The sequence below is a fragment of the Flavobacterium sinopsychrotolerans genome (genome assembly GCF_900110375.1).
GTDB lineage: Bacteria > Bacteroidota > Bacteroidia > Flavobacteriales > Flavobacteriaceae > Flavobacterium > Flavobacterium sinopsychrotolerans.
In genome coordinates, this window is the sequence record NZ_FODN01000001.1 from 271,293 (window position 1) to 291,081 (window position 19,789).

Sequence of the window (19,789 nt, forward strand, 5' to 3'; positions counted from 1 at the left end):
TTTTTATTTTAAAATTCTATCTAAAAAATCAGTTGTATCTGTTACAATTTTTTCGAACCAGGGATGGAAAAACCAAAAGGAATGTGGTGCATTTGGTAATTCTTTAGTTTCATTATGAATTCTATTTTGCTTCAAAATGGCAATCATATCCTCTCGTCCTGCATGAAAACGCACCATATCACTGTTTATAAATAATACGGGCGGAGTATTTTTGTCCGTATGTGTCAAGGCTGATGCGTGCTTCCAAATGTCCGGTTTTTCTTCAAAAGTTCCGCCTAACCATTCACCGGCAACTTTCCCTTCTTGAGATTCCGGATGTTTAAAAGCCAGAATACCATCCATATCTATAATGGCTTGCACATTTGCGTTTTGGTTAAAATCACTTTTTTGATCTTCAAATTCTAGATTATCATTTGTCGTCCCAATCAAAGCCGCCATTTGTCCGCCTGAAGAACAGCCTAACACAGCAAATCTGCTTGGATCTGCATTAAAATTTTTAGCATTCGCTTTAATGTACTTAATGGCTTCTTTTACATCAAAAATTGCTGCTGGATATGCTGCTTCCGGAGATAATCTATATTCAACAGCAAAACAAGAATATCCTCTTGAAGCGATTTCTTGTGCTAAAAATTTCATCTGTGATTTATTCCCTGATTTCCATCCGCCACCATGAATTAATACTACCGCTGGTTTTAATGAATTCCCTTTTTTAAAATAGGCATCTAAATGCAGTTCCCTTGTCTCCGTTTTTTTATAAACCAATTCCTGTATCTGATTCACACTTTCATATTCTTGTTCCTTAACGATTTCAATAAAGGGAAACTTGATTTTGTCTTTATTAAAAGTGCTTTGCACCGTATAAGAAGTATCACTATTAAATTGAATCTGTGAATGAAGCAAATTTGTAAATAAAATCAAAATGAGACAGCAAGGTTTTATCATTTTATTTAAAATAACGGATTAAATGTATTCCTTATGAAAAAAGGAGCTTGATAAACCAATCAAGCCCCTTTTTTAACAAACTCAAAAAATTCAACCAAAAACTAATTTTATTATTTAGTACGCAGGATTCTGTGGGTAACTTTTATTTTGATTCAAATCTAATGCTTCCTGTGGAATTGGTCTTAAGATTTTCTTCTCTCCATTAGCTCCGTCAAAGTTTGAAGCTTTGATTTTTGGATTGTACAAAGACGCTCTTTCAATCAATTTTCCAGTACGTTTCAAATCGAACCAGCGGTTATATTCTCCAATCATTTCTCTTGCTCTTTCATCTAAAATATAATCAATATTGAACTGCCCACTTGTAGCAGCTATAACACCAGCTCTCCTTCTTACTTCGTTAAGCCTTGCCAATCCAGTTGTCGGATTGGTGCGCAAATAAGCTTCGGCAGCAATCAAATAGGTATCCGCTAATCTTGAAACTACAAAATCACGTGTACTTGTTCTTGGACTTGATGCGCTAGTGGCAAAAGGTGCTTTTGGATCATCGAATTTACGAACAGGTATGGTTTGATAATCATTACTGAAAGTAACCGAAGTACCGTAAGAACCATATAAATGTATTGTTGCTTTAGGATTTGCCAATTTATAAGCTGCTAGTTCAGCATCTGTCATCCATTTTGGCACATAAAAATGTGCTACTGTTAAACCTGTTTTATCTGCTTTTGTATAAAAATCATAATAGGTCGCATACGCTTGCGTCATAAACGTTCCTTCCCATCTTTTATCTCCTTTTTCATATAGTCCAATAGCGAAATCCGTTGGTAATAAAGTATAAGATCGGTAAGGTGCTTTCGTAGCCACTTCTGAACCTCCTAAATAAGAACTGAAATAACTGGCTTGACCATTACCCGTGGTTTGTGGATTAGAACTATTAGAACCAGCGCTGAACTGAACTGAGAATATAGTTTCTTTATTAATATCTATAGCAGTAGTAGACGGAAACCATAAATCATTATAACTAAGCGTTAATGTTTCTCCTGCAATGGCCTCATCTGCATATTTAGCCGCAGTTGTAAAATCACTGGCTGCTCCAAAAGTTTCATATCCTCTTGTCAAATACACTTTTGCTAATAAATCTTGTGCAGCTCTTTTAGTAACGCGACCTGTAAAAGCTCCTGCTGGTAATAAAGAAAGTGATTCTTCTAATTCTTTAATAATAAAAGTATAGACTTCTTCAGCGGTATTTCTTTCAAAAGAAAGCACTGGTGAAGCATGATACTCCGTATCTAAACTTACTCCGCCATAGGTTTGCACCAACAAGAAATAAGCATTTGCTCTTAAATATTTTACTTCGCCGATACGAGTTGTTAATGTAGTCGTTTTTTCGGTTAATGTACTATAATACAATGCCGTATTAGCTCTCTGAATAGCTTTATAACACTCTCTGTATAAGTAATCAACATTTGGAGATGCTGGAGTTAGTTGTGTATATTGACTCAATTCTATCGGTTCTCTATTTCTCCCTTCGGAATATAAATCAGTACCTGCAACAAATAACCATGGTTCACCACCATAAATATCTTTTAATTGCGCATAATTTGCATTAATTAAAGACTCAAATCCGGATGCCTTAAGATATTCATTCGTTTCTGCATTAGATCTATTATCTTCTTCTATGAAATCGCTACAAGAACTTAGTGTTAATAAAGCTATTGACAGGCTTACTATTATTTTTTTCATTTTGATTTTGTTTTAAAATTTAATACTCATTCCCATTTGATAAGTAATCGATGCTACACGTCCTACACCAAATCCTGCGGCAGCCCATTCTGGATCATAGCCGTCATAACGAGTAAATACAAACGGGTTTAGAACATTTACATAAAAACGCAAATACTTCATTTTAAATTTCTCTATGATATTTTTATCAAAAGTATACCCTAGAGTAATATTTTTAATTTTCACAAATGAGTTGTCTCTGTAGTATCCTACACCATTAGAATTCCAATACGTCCCTTCGTTTTGAGCCATTGGATATTGGTTTGAAGCTTGAGCTGGCAAACCAGCATCATTAGCGGGAATATACCAATTGATATCTGATTTTTGACGACCTCTATCACTTGTATTAGTAAAGTTAGCATGAAATGCACTGTATACATAACCACCTTGACTAGTTATTGCTGAAGCTGCTAAATCAAAATTACCCACTGTTAATTTCGTAGAAATACTTCCTGTCCAATCTGGATTTCCCTGCCCTAAAATTTGTCTATCCGCAGAGGTGATTTTTCCATCTCCGTTCAAGTCTTCCACTCTGGCTTGTCCTTCCGTTTGTCCAAAAGATGCAGCTTCCGCTTTTTGATCAGCTTGCCAGATTCCAGTGAATTTATAATTGTAAATAGCATCGATTGATTCACCAATAAACAAATTATTCCCTACATCATCGGATACATCATCATAAATAGATTCAATTTTGTTTTTGTTTGCAGAAAAGATGAATGTTGTTTCCCATTTTACAAAATCAGTATTGATATTTTTTGTGGTTACAAGTACTTCAACTCCTTTGTTACTTACTGAACCAATATTATTAGTATAGGTAGCGAATCCATTTTCTACCACTAATTTTTGTTTCAACAATAAATCTGTAGAAAGTCTGTCATAAACATCTAAACTACCTGTAATTCTGTTATTAACGAATCCAAAATCTAATCCTACGTTAAATTCTCTTGTTTTTTCCCAACCTAACTCTTTATTAGCTGGAGAACCTTGCAACCATCCATTTGCAGTAGTATTATTAAAATCATAATACGTTTGTTGATCTAATTTGTTTATCGTTGAATATTCGGCAACTTTATTGTTACCTGTAAATCCATAACTAATTCTGGCTTTTAAGTCTGAAACTGCTTTTTGGTTTTTCATAAAACCTTCATCACTTACTCTCCAAGCTAAAGCTGCTGATGGAAATGATCCCCATTTATTATTTTCAGCGAATTTTGAAGACCCATCCCATCTGTCTGATAGCGTCAATAAATAACGACCTTTGAAGTTATAATTCAAACGCAAAGCATATGAAAGCAATGTGCTTTTCACAAAACTAGAACCCATTAAAAAAGTAGATTGTTTTCCTGAACCTAAATTATTATAGGAAAGATCGAATGGCTGATCCGTGGAACTAGCAGACAATCCTTCTGTCTTATCATAATACATACTTTGTAGTCCTAATAAAGTAAAGGAATGATCTTTATTCAAATCATAATTAATAGTAAACTGATTGTCAAAAGTAGAATTAAAATTCTCTTCTTCGTAAATAGAAGCCGAAGGTAAATTTCTATTAGCTACACCTGTATTAGTCAAAGCTCCCCACGATTTTCCGTTTTTAAATTGATCATATCCAACTGCGTATGATGATCTTAAAGTAAGCCAAGAGATTGGTTTATATTCCACAAATAAATTTCCTACACCATTCCATCTGTTGATTGAATTAGTACTATTAGCAATTTCTAATAATGGATTGTACGTACTTGTTTTATTAATCAAAAAAGCGCCTGTTGCATCTGTCAATTTTCCAGGTAATGGAAATAAATTTCCATTTAAATCGTAAGGCGTATAAAACGGACTTAATCTAAAAGCCTCTTGCATTGCTAAAGCACTCCCTAATTCTTGTTCAGTTTTAGCAAGCGTTAAATTAGTTCCAACAGTAAATTTATCATTTACTTTATGAGTCAAGCCTACTTTAAAACTGTATTTATCTAATGATTCTTTGTCTACGTTTCCAGTTTCACTTTGAACACCTACAGCTAAATTATAAGATAATCCATTGTCACTACGACCTGCAATTGACAAATAATTATTTTTTTGAATCCCGGATTTTAATACAGCATCATACCAATCAAATGTATCATTATTTGCTACTCTGGTTCCTAACAATGTGTTTTGAGTTCCGAGTACAGTCGCATCTAAAATAGACGCAGTAACTGTTCCGGTAATCGGATCTTTTTTAGCCGTTGGTAAATAGGCTGCTTGATGATACAACCACCATTTTTGACCATCCATCATTCTAGGTAATCGAGCCACTTCTTTTCCTCCAATATAAGAATCAAAAGAAACCGACATACTTGACTTCACAGTACTTCCTCCTTTGGTTGTCACAATTACAACACCATTTGTACCACGTGATCCATAAATAGCTGTAGATGAAGCATCTTTTAAAATGTCAATTCGAGCAATATCTTGCGGATTTAAAAAGTCAATTCCATCAGTAGGCACTCCATCAACCACAAATAAAGGTGAAGCTTCACCGCTCATTGTACTTTTTCCTCTAATTGAAATAGTAAAAGGGTCCCCAATACGACCAGTTGAAGCATTAATTTGAACACCCGCAACATTTCCTTGAATTCCTTCTAATGCGTTAGTAGTACTTCTTTCTGTAATTGTTTTAGCATCTAATGTACTTACAGAACCTGTCAAATCCGTTTTTTTAACCGATCCATATCCTACAACTACAACTTCCTGTAAAGTTTGAGACTGCTCAATAAGGGCTACTTTTATATTATTTTTACCTGCAACATTGATTTCTTGTGTCTCAAAGCCTATGAAACTAATCTGTAAAATAGCTTTGACATTTGATAGTTTCAAAGTAAAATTTCCATCAATATCAGTTACCGCATTGTTTTGAGTTCCTTTTTCAATAACATTTACTCCAGGTAAAGTTAAACCTGCGGCATCAGTGATTATACCGCTAATTGTTGAAGCCTGCTGAGCCTTCATTTCCTGACCCGTGAACAGGCTCAGTAAAAAGAAAAAGGCAAAGCAGCATATTGAGCCTTTTTTAAATAAATGTCTGAAATTCATAATTTAATTATTTGGTTAGTTAGTATATAGATAATAGTTTAATTCAATTTTTAGGGCTTTCCGCAAGTACCCCGTTGATATACGTATCGATTAATGTAAGACCTTCCAGGTTTTCGATAGAATATGCTTCTTTTACTTTAATAATTTTTACGTTTTTTAAAGTAACATTTTTGATAGGTGATTCTTTATAGCCTTTTGCCAAGATACCATACATTCCACCATCTTTAACCGTTATGTTTTCTAGAAAAATATTTTGTATCTGAGGGATAAATGTCCCTGGTTTAGCGCCATAGACTTCATAAAACATATTCAATTTCAAAACAGCCTCTTTGACCTGACCAACTTCTAAATTTCTTACGTACACATTCTCGATGAGTCCACCTCGATTTGAATTTGTTTTAATTCTAATCGCTCTGTCAAGGTTTGGACTGTCCATAATACAATTCTCCACAAAAACATTTCTTACTCCACCCGAAATTTCACTTCCAATTACAACCCCGCCATGACCATCAATCATTTTGCAGTTTTGCACTACAATATTTTCACTTTTCATAGCCACTCGCCTACCATCAGCATCCCTTCCAGATTTTATAGCGATACAGTCATCTCCAGTATTAAAAGTGCAGTTTTTTATGATTACATTTTTGGAATATTCCGGATCACATCCGTCATTATTAGGACCATGGCTTTCAACCGTTATTCCATCAATTATGACATTCGAAGATTTTATAGGATGAACAACCCAAAATGGCGCATTCACAATTTTCACATCCTTTAGAAGAACATTTTTACAATCAAAAAACTCTACAAAATTTGGTCTTAAATAATGTCCCTCACCAAAAACACGTTCCGAAACAGGCACTCCTTCTTCAGCCATGGCAATAAGACGCAATCGATTGAGAGGATCGTTCTGATTAGGCTTTCCTTCTTTCCAACCGTATTCCTTTTTCGAACACCACCACCACCAATTTTCATTATTGGCTTGACCGTTTAATATTCCTTTTCCGGTTACCGCCACATTCGTTTTTTGGTAAGCATAAATTAAAGGAGAGTAATTCATCAGTTCCGTTCCTTCCCATGAAGTATGTACTATTGGATAATCAGAAGAATTTGTGCTAAACAAAATTTCAGCGCCTTCTTCTAAATGAAGGTTTACATTATCTTCTAAATGTATCGGACCTGTGAAATATTTTCCGGATGGAACTAAAACTTTTCCCCCACCATTTTTAGCACAATTTTGTATTGCTTTTTTAAATGCCTGAGTATTGTCGAAAACACCTCCAGACTGAGCACCAAAATCAGTAATTACATATATTTTATCTCTAAAAGAAGGCCCCTTTACACTATCAATTATACGCTGCATCGTTTTCCAAGGATCAGCAGACACAATTGTTTTTGTTTGCTTTACTCCACAAGAAACAAAAAGCATCGAAAAAAGAACGAGAGACAGTTGGAGGCTTGTTACAAAAAAATGTTTTTTTGTCATTTGATTTTATTTAAATTTCTTGAAATTAAATTCATTCTTTTTGTTCAAAAAAACAAATCATGCAATCGATTACACAAACGTAAATATTAATTTCCAATTAACCAAAATAAAATCGATAAAAATATTGGTACCATAAAAAATATCCTATATTTATACACTTATTATAAAAAAAAAGCATTAAAAATACATTATAACTAGAAGCTTTTTAGACAAAACCTATGGAAAATAAGATTTTATACAATCGATAACATTAAATAAGTATTTAAGAAAAAAAGTATTAATTTTACAAATTCATAACAACTATTGATTCATAATGAGTGAGAAAACAACCATTTACGATATTGCCAAAGAACTCAATATATCTGCAGCTACAGTGTCTAGAGCTTTAAATAAAAACCCAAAAATAAGTGAAAGCACCTGCAAACTTGTGATGGAGACAGCGGCAAAAATGAATTACAAGCAAAATCAATTGGCCTTAGCGCTTCGAAGCGGAAGAAGCAATAATGTGGGTGTGATTGTACCGCGTATCGACAGTAACTTTTTTGCATCGACTATCCGTGGGATTGAGGAAGAGCTACACCCAAATAAGTACAATGTTATTATTTGCCAAACGCATGAAAATGAAAAGAGAGAAATTGAAAATATCAACACACTCCTAAATGCACAAGTAGATGGCATAATGATATCAATTACCAATGAGTCTAAAGAAAACGAAAAAATTATCCATCGCGTCCTTGAAAAAAATGTTCCGCTGATATTTTTTGACCGAAAGAAAAATATTGACGGCGTGAGTTCCGTAACTATCAATGACTACAAAGGAGGGTATATTGCCACAAAACATCTCATTGACGAAGGCTGTAAAAGAATTGCGCATTTGTCCGGAGACCAATCTTTGGAAATTTACGAAAACCGTTTCAAAGGATACAAACAGGCACTGCTGGATCACGGAATAGAATTTGATGAAAATTATGTAATCCAGACAAAAAGTAATGTTGAAGCTGGCGGTGTTGCTGCTGATAAATTGCTACAATTAAAAACACCCCCGGACGCAATCTTTTCCTCTAGTGATTTTGCCGCTTTGGGAGCCATTCAGGAACTAAAAGCGCAAGGAATCAAAATTCCGGAAGATTTTTGTGTAGTCGGTTTTGGTAATGAACCTTTTACGAAATTCATGGAACTTTCTATATCCTCCGTAGATCAATCCCCTTTGGAAATGGGCAAAATGACGGCTAAAGTTTTCTTGGAACAAATTAACAATACCGAAAATTTTAAAATGGAAAAAAAGGTAGTGTTGAATCCCGAATTACACATAAGAAAATCATCATCGAGACAAAATCTCTAAAACAAAAAAAGGGTGAAGTTTAAAAACTACACCCTTTTTTATATATCAACAACTTCTTTTTCTATAACGAAACGCCTCTTTTCCAAGGAATAAAATCGTTCTGATTCAAAATTGCCGCTTTAGTTTTAATTTCGCCACTAGCTACATTTATAATAAATTCCAGCATTTCATCCGCCATTTCATCAATTGTTTTTTCACCTGTAATAATTCCACCAGTATCAATATCGATGATATCCGACATTTTTCTGGCTAATTCAGAGTTAGAGGAAACTTTCACTACCGGTGCAATTGGGTTTCCTGTTGGTGTTCCTAAACCTGTTGTAAACAAAACCATATTGGCTCCGGAACCCACCATTGCAGTCGTACATTCCACATCATTTCCTGGCGTACAAAGCAAATTCAAACCTGGTTTTGAAATGTACTCTCCATAATCCGAAACACCTACTATTGGAGATGTTCCTCCTTTTTTTGCAGCTCCTGCTGATTTCATGGCATCCGTAATCAATCCATCTTTGATGTTTCCTGGTGAAGGGTTCATGTCAAATCCAGATCCGGCATCTACAACCGTTTTTTCATACCATTTCATCAATTCTAAAAAACGTACTCCAGCTTCGTCTTCAACACATCGGTTTACTAATTCCTGCTCCACTCCACATAATTCGGGAAACTCTGAAAGAATGGTTGTTGCTCCAAGCGCTGTAAGCAAATCCGAAGTAACTCCCAAAGTTGGATTAGCCGAGATTCCGGAGAACCCGTCTGAACCGCCACACTCTAAACCAATCGTCAATTTAGACAATGGCGCTGGTGTTCTTTCTATTTTATTTGCTTCTTTGATGGCTTCAAAAGTATCTTTTACCACACTGCTCAACATTGCCTCAATGGTACCAATTTGTTGCTGATCATAAATCAAAATGGGCTTAGTACTTGTTGGATTAATTTCATGCAAAGCGTCTTTGAATATTTGGATTTGTAAGTTTTGACAACCCAAACTCAAAACCGTTGCTCCAGCCACATTGGGATTATTGACATATCCTGCCAAAAGTTTAGCCAAACTGTGTGAATCCTGACGAATTCCACCACATCCGCCTTGATGCGTGATGAATTTCACTTCAATATTGTTGAATAAATCTGCTTCCGCCGATTTTCCTGCCACTTCTGTGGAACCGTTTTCAGAACTTACTAACGAACGAAGTAACAATTGATAATCGTTTTCTTTCGGCTTCATTAATTCTTTTTCAAAAATATCCTTTAAGATTTCGATATTTCTGTTTTCACAAAAAACCAACGGAAAAAACAACCAAACATTCTCGGTCCCTACCTGTCCGTCTTCCCTGTGATATCCATTGAAAGTTCTATCTTTCCATTTATCAATATTCGGAACATCCCAACCAATAGTTTCCGTTTTTCCAGTCACTTTATCACTTTCATGCTTAACATTTAAAGTAGAAAGAAGACCTCCTTTTTCGATTTTAGCACTTGCTTTACCCACCAAAACACCATACATTATAATTCGATCACCGGTATTCAAATCGTTTAAAGCGATTTTATGTTTCATTTTCACATCAGTGATAATCGTGATATTTTCACCTTCAAAGTGTATAACCTCGCCAGCTGCTAGATTAACCAATGCTACAGCGACATTATCTGAAGGATTTACTTTAATTAATTTCTTTTGCATTTTAATAAATGTGATAAGTTTATAAAATATTAATATTGTTGACTGAAATTGGCAAAACCTTTTTCAATACCATTCGCTTCAATTTCGTTCAAAGCCAATACCAAAGCTTCTAATAATCCGCTTATTTTAGTTAAATCTTCACCCCAGAATTCGTCATTAGATAAAATTTTAGTCGCAACTAAATCTAAAGTTCCTAATTGCCAAGCATTTTTGAAGGCTTTAACTGCCTCTGGAGAATCTTTTACAGGTAATACTTCGTTATTCCAAGTTCCTTTGTAGAATTGGATTAAACAAGCTAATGAAAAAGTCAAATTAGTAGGCAATTTTTTATTCGAATTATAATATCCTAATAAACTAGGCAAAACTCTTACTTTGAATTTTGAGATTGAATTTAAAGCAATATCAGCCAATGAGTGTTTGATAAATGGATTTTTAAATCGATCCATTACCTCTTCAGTATAGGCAAGGATTTCATTTTTGTCCATATCAAGGGTTTCACTAATTTCACCAATAACGCCGTTTACGAATTTCCCGGTAAAATCTCCGTTAACGGTTTCCATAACTAATTTGTTACCGTGCAAAAGTGAAAAAGGAACCATTGCTGTATGCGCACCGTTTAAAATACGAACTTTTATCATTTTAAAAGGTCGTATATCGTCAACAATCTTTACATTCAAATTCGTTTTATGAAAAGGCAGCTTTTGTTTTAAAGCATCACCGCCTTCGATAGCCCAAAGAAAAAATGGTTCAGCAGCAACAATTAAATTGTCTTGATACTCTAATTTGTTATTGTATTCTTCAATCTCAGCTCTTGGATATCCAGGAACAATTCTGTCCACCAAAGTACTGTGATACGTACAAGCATCTGATAACCAAATTTTAAAATCAACTCCTAATTCCCATAGATCGCAATATTGCAAAATATATTTTTTTAGAGTTTCTGAGTTATAATCGATCAATTCACAAGGAATGATAGTCAATCCTTTAGAAGCGTCTCCATTGAAATGTTTGAATCTTTCATATAATAAAACAGTCAACTTTGCAGGAAATGCAACTGGTGGTTGCATATCTGGAGTATCACTTTCGATGAATTCAATTCCAGCTTCGGTAGTGTTTGAAACAATAAATTGAAGTTCCTCTTCTTTGGCTAACGCTAGATAATCTGCAAAATCAGTATATGGATTTATAGCTTTTACAATATTAGAAATTAACTCAATATCCTGTATTTTTTCGCCTTTTTTGATTCCATTCATAAACAAAGTGTAAAGACCATCTTGATCGTTAATCATGTTTATCATACCTTCTTTCAATGGCTGAACTATTGCGATACCAGCATTGAAATCAACTTCTTTATTTAGTTTTTGAAAAGCGTAATCTACAAATGCTCTTAAGAAATTACCTTCTCCAAATTGTACCACTTTTATGGGTTGTAATTTTTCTAATCCTATATTTATTCTGTTTAATTTTTTCATTTTTTATATCTTTAATACTCCAAAATCTTATTTTTTAGCAGTAAAATGTTTTGTTTTTTTAAGCCGGAAATACGCCTTAATTAAGGGTACAATAAACGACTTAACTCCTTTGCGATTTAACATTTCAGTCCATTAGAGGAATAAGGAACAATCCTTTAAAACGCATTTCTTTAAGTCGCTTATTGTACCCTTATTTTATAATTTAAAATTGAATTTTCTTAAACGCCACTGTAAATCGTAAATCCGCCATCAACAGTAATTTTTGATCCTGTAACAAATTTTGAGGCATCACTTAACAACCAAACCAAGGCTCCTGCGAGTTCCTCCGGATTTCCAAAACGTTTAAATGGTGTGTTTTGAAGTACCAAATTCCCTCTATCCGTTAAGCTCCCATCGGCGTTCGTCAACAACGTTCTGTTTTGTTCCGTAAGAAAAAATCCCGGTGCAATTGAATTCATGCGTATTGCATCGCCATATCGTTTGGCGAGCTCCACCGCAAACCATTGCGTATAGGAATCTATGGAAGATTTGGCTAGGCTGTAGCCCAATACTTTGGTAACCGCTAATTGTGACACTACCGATGAAATATTTACGATACTTCCTGAGCCTCCATTTTTTATAGCTTCCCCAAAAACTTGTGTTGGTAAAATAGTGCCAACCAGGTTTAATCGCATTACATCTTCCAATGCAGTAACGTTCAACTTGAAAATATCCTGTTCCGGTTGTACTACAGCTTCCGGAAGGTTTCCGCCGGCTGCATTGACCAAACCATCAATTTTTCCAAATTCGGCAAGCATTTTTTCTTTTGCAGCTAAGAGTTGTAATTCATCAGTTACATCGGCGATCAGAGCGATAGCTCGTCCGCCTTTGGCAATTATATTTTGAACTCTTTCATTGGCTATTTTCTCATTTCTGCCCAAGATCCCAACTTCTCCTCCTGCCTGAATAATACCATTTATAAAGGCTTCACCGAGTATTCCGGTTCCGCCGGTTATCACTATTACTTTCCCTTTTAATGAAAAATTATTTTCCATCTGTTTTTGTTTTTTAGCTTCTAATTTCTTTAATTGTGGCTAAAGTTGCTCTGACAGTTGCCTCTAAACCATCAAAATCCTCACTTTTCAAAACTTCATTTGAAATCAACTGAGAACCGATACCTACACAAGTTACTCCGGCGTCAAACCAACTTTTTAGGTTGTCTTTATCGGTTGAAACACCTCCCGTTGGCATAATACTCGTCCATGGACAAGGGCCTTTGATTCCTTTGACAAATTGTGGTCCGTAAACATCGCCTGGGAATAACTTTACTATTTCACAACCCAATTCTTCGGCGCGTGCAATTTCAGTAAGTGAAGCGCAACCTGGTGACCACAATACTTTGCGACGGTTGCAAACCAATGCAATATCTTCTCTCAAAACCGGAGTTACAATAAAATTTGCTCCTAATTGCATATACAATGAAGCAGCAGCGGCATCAGTTATCGAACCAACTCCCAAGATCATTCCCGGCAATTCAGCTAATGCGTATTTATTTAATACACTAAAAACTTCAAAAGCAAAATCGCCTCTGCTGGTGAATTCCATCAAACGTGCTCCACCATCATAACAGGCTTTGATCACTTTTTTTCCCAATTCAACATCGGTATGGAAAAATAAGGGAACCATTCCCGTTTCCGCCATTACATTTGCTACTTCTAATCTTGAATATTTTGCCATACTTCTGTTTTTATCTAGAAACTAATCCGGCGCCATCACCGTCTAGCATATTTTCAACTTCTTTTAAGGTCACTAAATTATAATCACCTGCAATCGTATGTTTTAAACAACAGGCCGCAACTGCAAAATCTAACGCTCTTTGATTGTTATTTTGAAATTCCAACAAACCATAAATCAATCCGCCCATAAAAGCATCACCACTGCCTACACGGTCTACCACAGGAGTTACTTCTTTTACGGCAGCATCATAAATACTTTTTCCGTCAAATAAAATGCCTCCAATTCGTTGGTGCGATGCACTCACAGAGTAGCGTAATGTAGTAGCTGCTATTTTTAAATTTGCACATAATTCAAATAACTTATTATATAAAGCCGGTAGTGATTTTGTGTCCTGATAATTAGGGTTCACTTTGGGGATTCCTAACATAAAATAAGCGGTATCAATATCTCCTAGAATTACGTTGCTGTAGTGCAATATTTCAGGCATAATCTCGCTGGGTGTTTTGCCATATTGCCACAATTTTGACCTGTAATTCAAATCGCATGAGATTGTTAAACCTAATTTATGCGCCACTTTTACAGCTTCTAAACATGCTTCCGCAGCGCTCTCAGATATCGCTGGCGTAATACCGCTCCAATGAAACCAGGTAGCACCTTCGAGTACTTTTTCCCAATCAACTGCTCCTTTTTCAATGGTTGCCATCGAGCTATGCGCACGGTCATACACTACGTTGCTGCCGCGTGTTCCAGCACCCGTTTCGAGATAATAAATCCCTAAACGATCGCCTCCAAAAATGATGTTTTTGGATTCAACATTCATCTTTCGCATTTCTTTTAGCGCACAAGTACCTATTTCATTCTCTGGAATTCTGGTTACAAATTCTGCATTTACACCATAATTTGCCAAAGAAACGGCCACATTAAATTCACCTCCACCATAGGAAGCGGTAAATGCTTTTGCTTGCTCAAAACGCAAATGCCTTTCTGTTGAAAGTCGCAACATTATTTCGCCAAAAGTGACTACTTTATTCATTTTATACCTGAATTAAATGTTCTCTATTTTATAAAATCTTCTCTCATAGGGCTAAAAACATCGATTAGAATTCCTTCCTCCAAACAAACAACTCCATGTATTTTATTGGAAGGAATATAAAAGGAATCTCCTTTTTTTAGTATTCTTATTTCCTCTTCAATAGTCACTTCAAATGTACCATCGGCAATGTGGGTAACTTGTGTGTGATGATGATTATGCAAAGGGCCAATTGCTCCTTTCTCAAACTTCACATTGACCATCATGACCCGATCATCAAATCCCACAATTTGACGTTGCACGCCTTCCCCCACAACTTCCCATTGAGTTTCTTCTTCTTTAAAAAAGCGCGTACTATTTGCCAATACCGTCATACTATCCGAATCTGATTATTAGAATTTAAAATATTCTTTGGCATTATTATAACTGATATCCGAAACCATTTTACCAATCCATTCCATATCATTTGGCAGTTCACCTCTTTTGATTTCATCCCCTAAAAGATTACAAAGAATGCGTCTGAAATATTCGTGTCTGGGAAACGATAATAAGCTTCTGGAATCGGTCAACATTCCTATAAAACAACTAATTAATCCCATATTAGACAGGGCATTCAATTGTTTGGTCATTCCGTCTTTCTGGTCTAAAAACCACCATCCGGATCCAAACTGCACTTTACCCTTTACACTTCCATCATTAAAATTACCAATCATCGTAGCCATAACTTCGTTATCGGCAGGATTTAGATTGTAAATAATGGTTTTTGCCAATTTATCTTTACGGTCTAAAGCATTTAAAAAACGAGATAATTTTTGAGCCTGCGGATAATCTCCAATGGAATCCCATCCGGTATCAGGACCTAAAATACGATGCATGCGCTCATTATTATTTCTTAGTGCTCCCAAGTGAAACTGCTGTACCCAACCGTATTGGTGGTAGGTTTCCGATAAAAACAATAAAATAGCGGTTTGAAATTTTAACGCTTCTTCATTACTGATTTCCTTGCGCTCTCTTTTCTTTTTGAAAATTGAATTCACTTCACTTTCGGTAAAATTTTCAAAATAAATTTGGTCCAAACCATGATCGCAAAGTTTGCAGCCATTTTTATCAAAAAAGTCAATCCTGTTGGTAAGCGCAGTACACAAATCAGAATAAGAACTAATCGTAATTCCTGCAACTTCACCTAAAGTGTCTACGTACGAATTATATCCATCATTCGAAATTAGAATCGCTTTATCCGGTCTAAAGGCAGTGCTGACCTTGGTTCCAAAAGGATTTTTGGCTAATTCTTGATGGTATTCTAAAGTATCAATTGGATCTTCGGTAGTACATACAAATTCAGCATTTACTTTTCGAAGCAAATTTTGAGTGCTGTATTCTGCCGAATTTATTTTGGCGGAAGCCTCCATATATATTTTCTCAGCTGATTTTTCATTTAACAAATCATGAATATCAAAATAACGGGCCAATTCCAGATGCGTCCAATGGTATAAAGGGTTGCGCATGGTATACGGAACTGTTTTTGCCCAATTCATAAACTTATCTTTATCCGAACCGTTTCCTGTTATAAACCGTTCGTTGATCCCCAACGTACGCATCGCTCGCCACTTGTAATGATCGCCGTTGATCCAAACCTGCGTTATATTGTCAAAAATTTTATCTTCAGCAATAAACTGTGGCGACAAGTGATTGTGATAATCGATTATAGGCTGATTTTTAGAATAATTATGATATAACTCTTCCGCAAATTTATTTTCTAATAAAAAATTGTCGTTTATAAATGGTGTACTCATTATAAATTTCTTAAATATTAATTTTCATTTGATGGTTTTCCGATAGTAGCCAATATTCCACCGTCGACATATACAATTTGTCCGTTTACAAAATCACTCGCTCTTGAAGCCAAAAAGACAGCTGTTCCCGCTAAATCTTCCGGATTTCCCCAACGTGCAGCCGGCGTTCTGTTGATTATAAATTCATTAAACGGATGTCCGTCTACTCGTATAGGTTCTGTTTGTGTGGTTGCAAAATAACCAGGACCAATTCCGTTGACTTGAATATTGTATTTTGCCCATTCGGTAGCCAGATTTCGGGTCAGCATTTTCAGACCACCTTTTGCAGCAGCATAAGCCGAAACACTGTTGCGTCCCAATTCGCTCATCATGGAACAAATGTTGATTATTTTGCCTTCCTGCCTTTCAATCATTTGATTTGCAACCAATTGCGACATGATAAAAGGGCCTACTAAATCCACATCAATCACTTTTCTAAAATCAGAGACCGGCATTGTGATGGCTAATTCTCTTTTTATAATTCCGGCGTTGTTCACTAAAATGTGAATGTCTCCTAATTCTTTGGTGATTAATGCAACGTTGTCTGCCGCTGCTTTTTCATCGGTAACATCAAATAAATAGCCAGAAACTTTGTATCCTTTGCTCGAATAATACGCCAGCGCTTCCTCCATTTTAGAAGGTGTTGTTCCCGTAATTACAAGTTCAGCACCTGCAATTGCCAAACCTTCCGCCATTGCCAAACCTAAACCGTGCGTTCCTCCAGTTATCAGTGCTCTTTTTCCTTTTAAATCAAATAAATTCATAGTTTCTTATCTTAATTCATTTGGCGCAACGATATCCATGTCGCCATAATCTAAATTCTCACCGGCCATTCCCCAAATAAAGGAATAGTTTGACGTTCCTGCACCAGAATGTATGGACCATTCCGGAGATAAAACGGCTTGGTGGTTTTGCATGAAGATATGTCTAGTGTTTTGTGGTTCTCCCATGAAATGACAAATCGTTTGTGGTGCTTCTATATCAAAATAAAAATAGGCCTCCATTCGTCGGTTGTGCGTGTGGGCAGGCATAGTGTTCCATACATTTCCGGGCAACAACTCCGTAAGTCCCATTTGCAACTGACATGTTTCAACGATACTGTTGACGATCAGTTTGTTTAAAATCCTCTTGTTGGCTGTTTTTTCTTCTCCTAATTGAATGACTTCAGCCTCATTTTTCCCTATTTTTTTGTTTGGAAATTTCGTGTGTGCCGGTGCCGAATTGATATAAAACAAAGCTTGTTCGCCTTTTGAACTGAAAAAAACAACTTCCTTACAGCCTTGACCTACATAAAGCGCTTCTTTTTTTTGCAATTCATACGCCACACCGTCAACCGTAACGGTTCCGCTACCGCCAACGTTGATAATTCCCAATTCCCGTCGGTCCAGAAAGTTTTCTGATTTCAAATACGGAATAGTTTCTAGTTTTAATTCTTTGTCAACCGGCATTATTCCCCCTACAATGTATCTATCATACATAGAATAGGTCAGTTGTATTTCATTTTCAACGAAAAGATTTTCAATTAAAAATTGCTCTCTCAATTCGTCAGTTCCATATTTCTTAACGTCCGTGGGATTCGAAGCGTATCTAAAAGAAAAATTTGTCATGTTATATCATTTTAATGTAATCGATTACACAAAGGTACTTTATATTCTTTTAAGTACTATTTTTTAATCTCTAAAAAGCTGTTAATTTTAAAAAACCGACTTATAAATCAGTAATCGGACTATATTTTGGTACCAATGCTTTCATGACCAACCAACCGGTCAAATAACAAACGGCACAAATAGAAAAAATGATAAAATATCCAGCTTCAATCCCTTGAAAACCCATAAAAGCCATATTGGTTTCTTTAGTATAATCAAACAACAATCCTGAACCTTTGTTGATCATCGTGGAACCAATACCACCAGCCAAACCACCGATACCAGTAATAGTTGCAATTGCTTTTTTAGGGAACATATCACCAACTGTTGTATAGATATTTGCCGACCAAGATTGGTGAGCCGCTCCTGAAATACCAATTATTATTACGGGCAACCAATAGCTAATATGGCCCAAAGGCTGTGCAATCAAAGCTAATAATGGAAAAAAAGCGAAAATCAGCATGGCTCTCATTCGTCCTTCATAAGGATTCATTCCCTTCTTTTCAACAAAATACGTAGGCAACCAACCTCCAATAATTGAAAGCAACGTAATCATGTATAATACAAATAATGGCAAAGCCGCTTCGGTTGAATCCATGCCGTAAACTGAGCTTAAATACGCAGGAGTCCAGAACAAAAAGAACCACCACACCCCATCGGTCATGAACTTACCAAAAGCAAAAGCCCATGTTTGTTTGTATCTAAAACAATCCATTAAAGTTACCTTGGTATTCGTTTCCGGTACATATCCTTCTAATTTACTAGCCGCAATATCATCTTGCTGGATATATTCTAATTCAGCGGTACTAACCTTTAGATGTTTCTCCGGTTTTTCATACATAAAAACCCAAAATCCCATCCAAACAAAACCTAAGGCACCAATGATAATAAAAGCCATTTCCCAACCAAACGCTTCTGCAATAAACGGAATAGATATTGGGGCAGCCAATGCACCAACAGTCGCACCTGCATTAAAAATACTTGTAGAAAATGCTCTGTCTTTTTTAGGAAAATATTCGGCTGTTGTTTTAATAGCTGCAGGGAAATTTCCTGCCTCACCAACGGCCAAAACAAAACGAGCAAAAATAAATAAAGTCACACTTACATTGATTATCAGTCCAGTATCTTTCACCGTACTAAGTGCCTCTTTAGCTCCTTCAAAACCAACAAACCAATCCCCAGTTATAATCCCTGCTGTTGCAATACCGCAGAATGCGTGTAAACAAGCTCCAAAAGACCATATCCCAATAGCCCAAAGAAATCCTTTTTTGGTGTCTAACCAATCCACAAATCTTCCTGCAAATAATAATGATACTGCATAAAAAATTGAAAATAACGCCGTAATATTTCCATAATCATTGTTGGTCCAATGAAATTCCGGAGCAATAAAATCACTCCATGTCAATGAAAGCACTTGTCTGTCTAAGTAATTTATAGTAGTTGCAAAAAAAAGTAAACCACAAATTGACCAGCGGTAGTTCCCAATATTTTTACTTGTTTGCTTTATCATTTGGTTATGTTTAAAATAGTTAGTTTTCGATATAAAATGCATCCTTCTTACGTAAAACAGTTTATTCGCAGAATTGATCTCTTTTCAAAATGAATTTCGGTAAAGTCTTTCCTTATATTCAATAAACCCTTTTTGCTAGCGATTAAATCTAATTGCAATAAAATGTAATCGATTGCACAAATATACTTTTTAATATTCATTATCCAAATAATTTAAATATTATTTTAAATTAGCAACCTAAATAAATACATAAAATAAAAAAAACAATATTAAATTACACATTTAAG

Annotated in this window: 15 protein-coding genes; 1 reads left to right on the forward strand and 14 read right to left on the reverse strand. The window is 35.6% G+C overall.

Translation table 11 applies throughout. The features are described 5' to 3' along the window. Window positions 1-3 precede the first annotated feature (3 nt). From BMX64_RS01210 to BMX64_RS01225, 4 genes are all read right to left on the reverse strand, one after another. On the reverse strand, window positions 4-900 hold the full coding sequence (locus BMX64_RS01210; RefSeq protein ID WP_244273194.1) for an alpha/beta hydrolase: 897 nt from the start codon (window positions 898-900) through the stop codon (window positions 4-6). 156 nt (window positions 901-1,056) lie between these two features. Beyond that, a complete protein-coding gene (locus BMX64_RS01215; RefSeq protein ID WP_091165078.1) occupies window positions 1,057-2,682 on the reverse strand; it encodes a RagB/SusD family nutrient uptake outer membrane protein in 1,626 nt (541 codons plus the stop codon). Between the two features lie 12 nt (window positions 2,683-2,694). After that, window positions 2,695-5,790: a SusC/RagA family TonB-linked outer membrane protein gene (locus tag BMX64_RS01220; protein ID WP_091165082.1), complete on the reverse strand. Its 3,096-nt coding sequence runs from the start codon at window positions 5,788-5,790 to the stop codon at window positions 2,695-2,697. Between the two features lie 43 nt (window positions 5,791-5,833). After that, entirely contained in the window at window positions 5,834-7,276 is a 1,443-nt protein-coding gene (locus tag BMX64_RS01225) for a glycoside hydrolase family 28 protein (protein WP_091165086.1), read from the reverse strand. 313 nt (window positions 7,277-7,589) lie between these two features. Between BMX64_RS01225 and BMX64_RS01230 the strand changes: the two genes are divergently transcribed. Continuing rightward, a complete protein-coding gene (locus tag BMX64_RS01230; protein ID WP_091165089.1) occupies window positions 7,590-8,618 on the forward strand; it encodes a LacI family DNA-binding transcriptional regulator in 1,029 nt (342 codons plus the stop codon). A gap of 61 nt (window positions 8,619-8,679) precedes the next feature. On the opposite strand, the gene BMX64_RS01235 is transcribed toward BMX64_RS01230, so the two are convergent. The 10 genes from BMX64_RS01235 to BMX64_RS01280 form a co-directional block, all read right to left on the reverse strand. Further along, window positions 8,680-10,296, reverse strand: coding sequence for a UxaA family hydrolase (locus BMX64_RS01235; protein WP_091165093.1), 1,617 nt, complete (start codon window positions 10,294-10,296; stop codon window positions 8,680-8,682). Window positions 10,297-10,325: 29 nt separating this feature from the next. Beyond that, complete coding sequence (locus BMX64_RS01240; protein WP_091165096.1) at window positions 10,326-11,768, reverse strand: tagaturonate reductase; 1,443 nt, start codon at window positions 11,766-11,768, stop codon at window positions 10,326-10,328. A 218-nt stretch (window positions 11,769-11,986) separates the two neighbouring features. After that, entirely contained in the window at window positions 11,987-12,802 is an 816-nt protein-coding gene (locus BMX64_RS01245) for an SDR family oxidoreductase (protein ID WP_091165100.1), read from the reverse strand. A gap of 13 nt (window positions 12,803-12,815) precedes the next feature. Further along, entirely contained in the window at window positions 12,816-13,484 is a 669-nt protein-coding gene (locus BMX64_RS01250) for a bifunctional 4-hydroxy-2-oxoglutarate aldolase/2-dehydro-3-deoxy-phosphogluconate aldolase (RefSeq protein ID WP_091165103.1), read from the reverse strand. A gap of 10 nt (window positions 13,485-13,494) precedes the next feature. Next, window positions 13,495-14,517: a sugar kinase gene (locus BMX64_RS01255; RefSeq protein WP_091165107.1), complete on the reverse strand. Its 1,023-nt coding sequence runs from the start codon at window positions 14,515-14,517 to the stop codon at window positions 13,495-13,497. Window positions 14,518-14,540: 23 nt separating this feature from the next. Further along, window positions 14,541-14,888: a cupin domain-containing protein gene (locus tag BMX64_RS01260; RefSeq protein WP_091165112.1), complete on the reverse strand. Its 348-nt coding sequence runs from the start codon at window positions 14,886-14,888 to the stop codon at window positions 14,541-14,543. Window positions 14,889-14,906: 18 nt separating this feature from the next. Beyond that, window positions 14,907-16,307: a glucuronate isomerase gene (uxaC, locus tag BMX64_RS01265; protein ID WP_091165117.1), complete on the reverse strand. Its 1,401-nt coding sequence runs from the start codon at window positions 16,305-16,307 to the stop codon at window positions 14,907-14,909. Window positions 16,308-16,324: 17 nt separating this feature from the next. Next, window positions 16,325-17,110, reverse strand: a complete 786-nt coding sequence (locus BMX64_RS01270) for a gluconate 5-dehydrogenase (RefSeq protein WP_091165121.1) — start codon at window positions 17,108-17,110, stop codon at window positions 16,325-16,327. Between the two features lie 6 nt (window positions 17,111-17,116). Continuing rightward, the gene (gene kduI / locus BMX64_RS01275) at window positions 17,117-17,953 is read right to left on the reverse strand and encodes a 5-dehydro-4-deoxy-D-glucuronate isomerase (RefSeq protein ID WP_091165124.1); all 837 of its coding nucleotides are present in this window, start codon (window positions 17,951-17,953) and stop codon (window positions 17,117-17,119) included. Window positions 17,954-18,053: 100 nt separating this feature from the next. Further along, window positions 18,054-19,502: an MFS transporter gene (locus BMX64_RS01280; protein ID WP_091165128.1), complete on the reverse strand. Its 1,449-nt coding sequence runs from the start codon at window positions 19,500-19,502 to the stop codon at window positions 18,054-18,056. Between the last annotated feature and the right edge of the window lie 287 nt (window positions 19,503-19,789).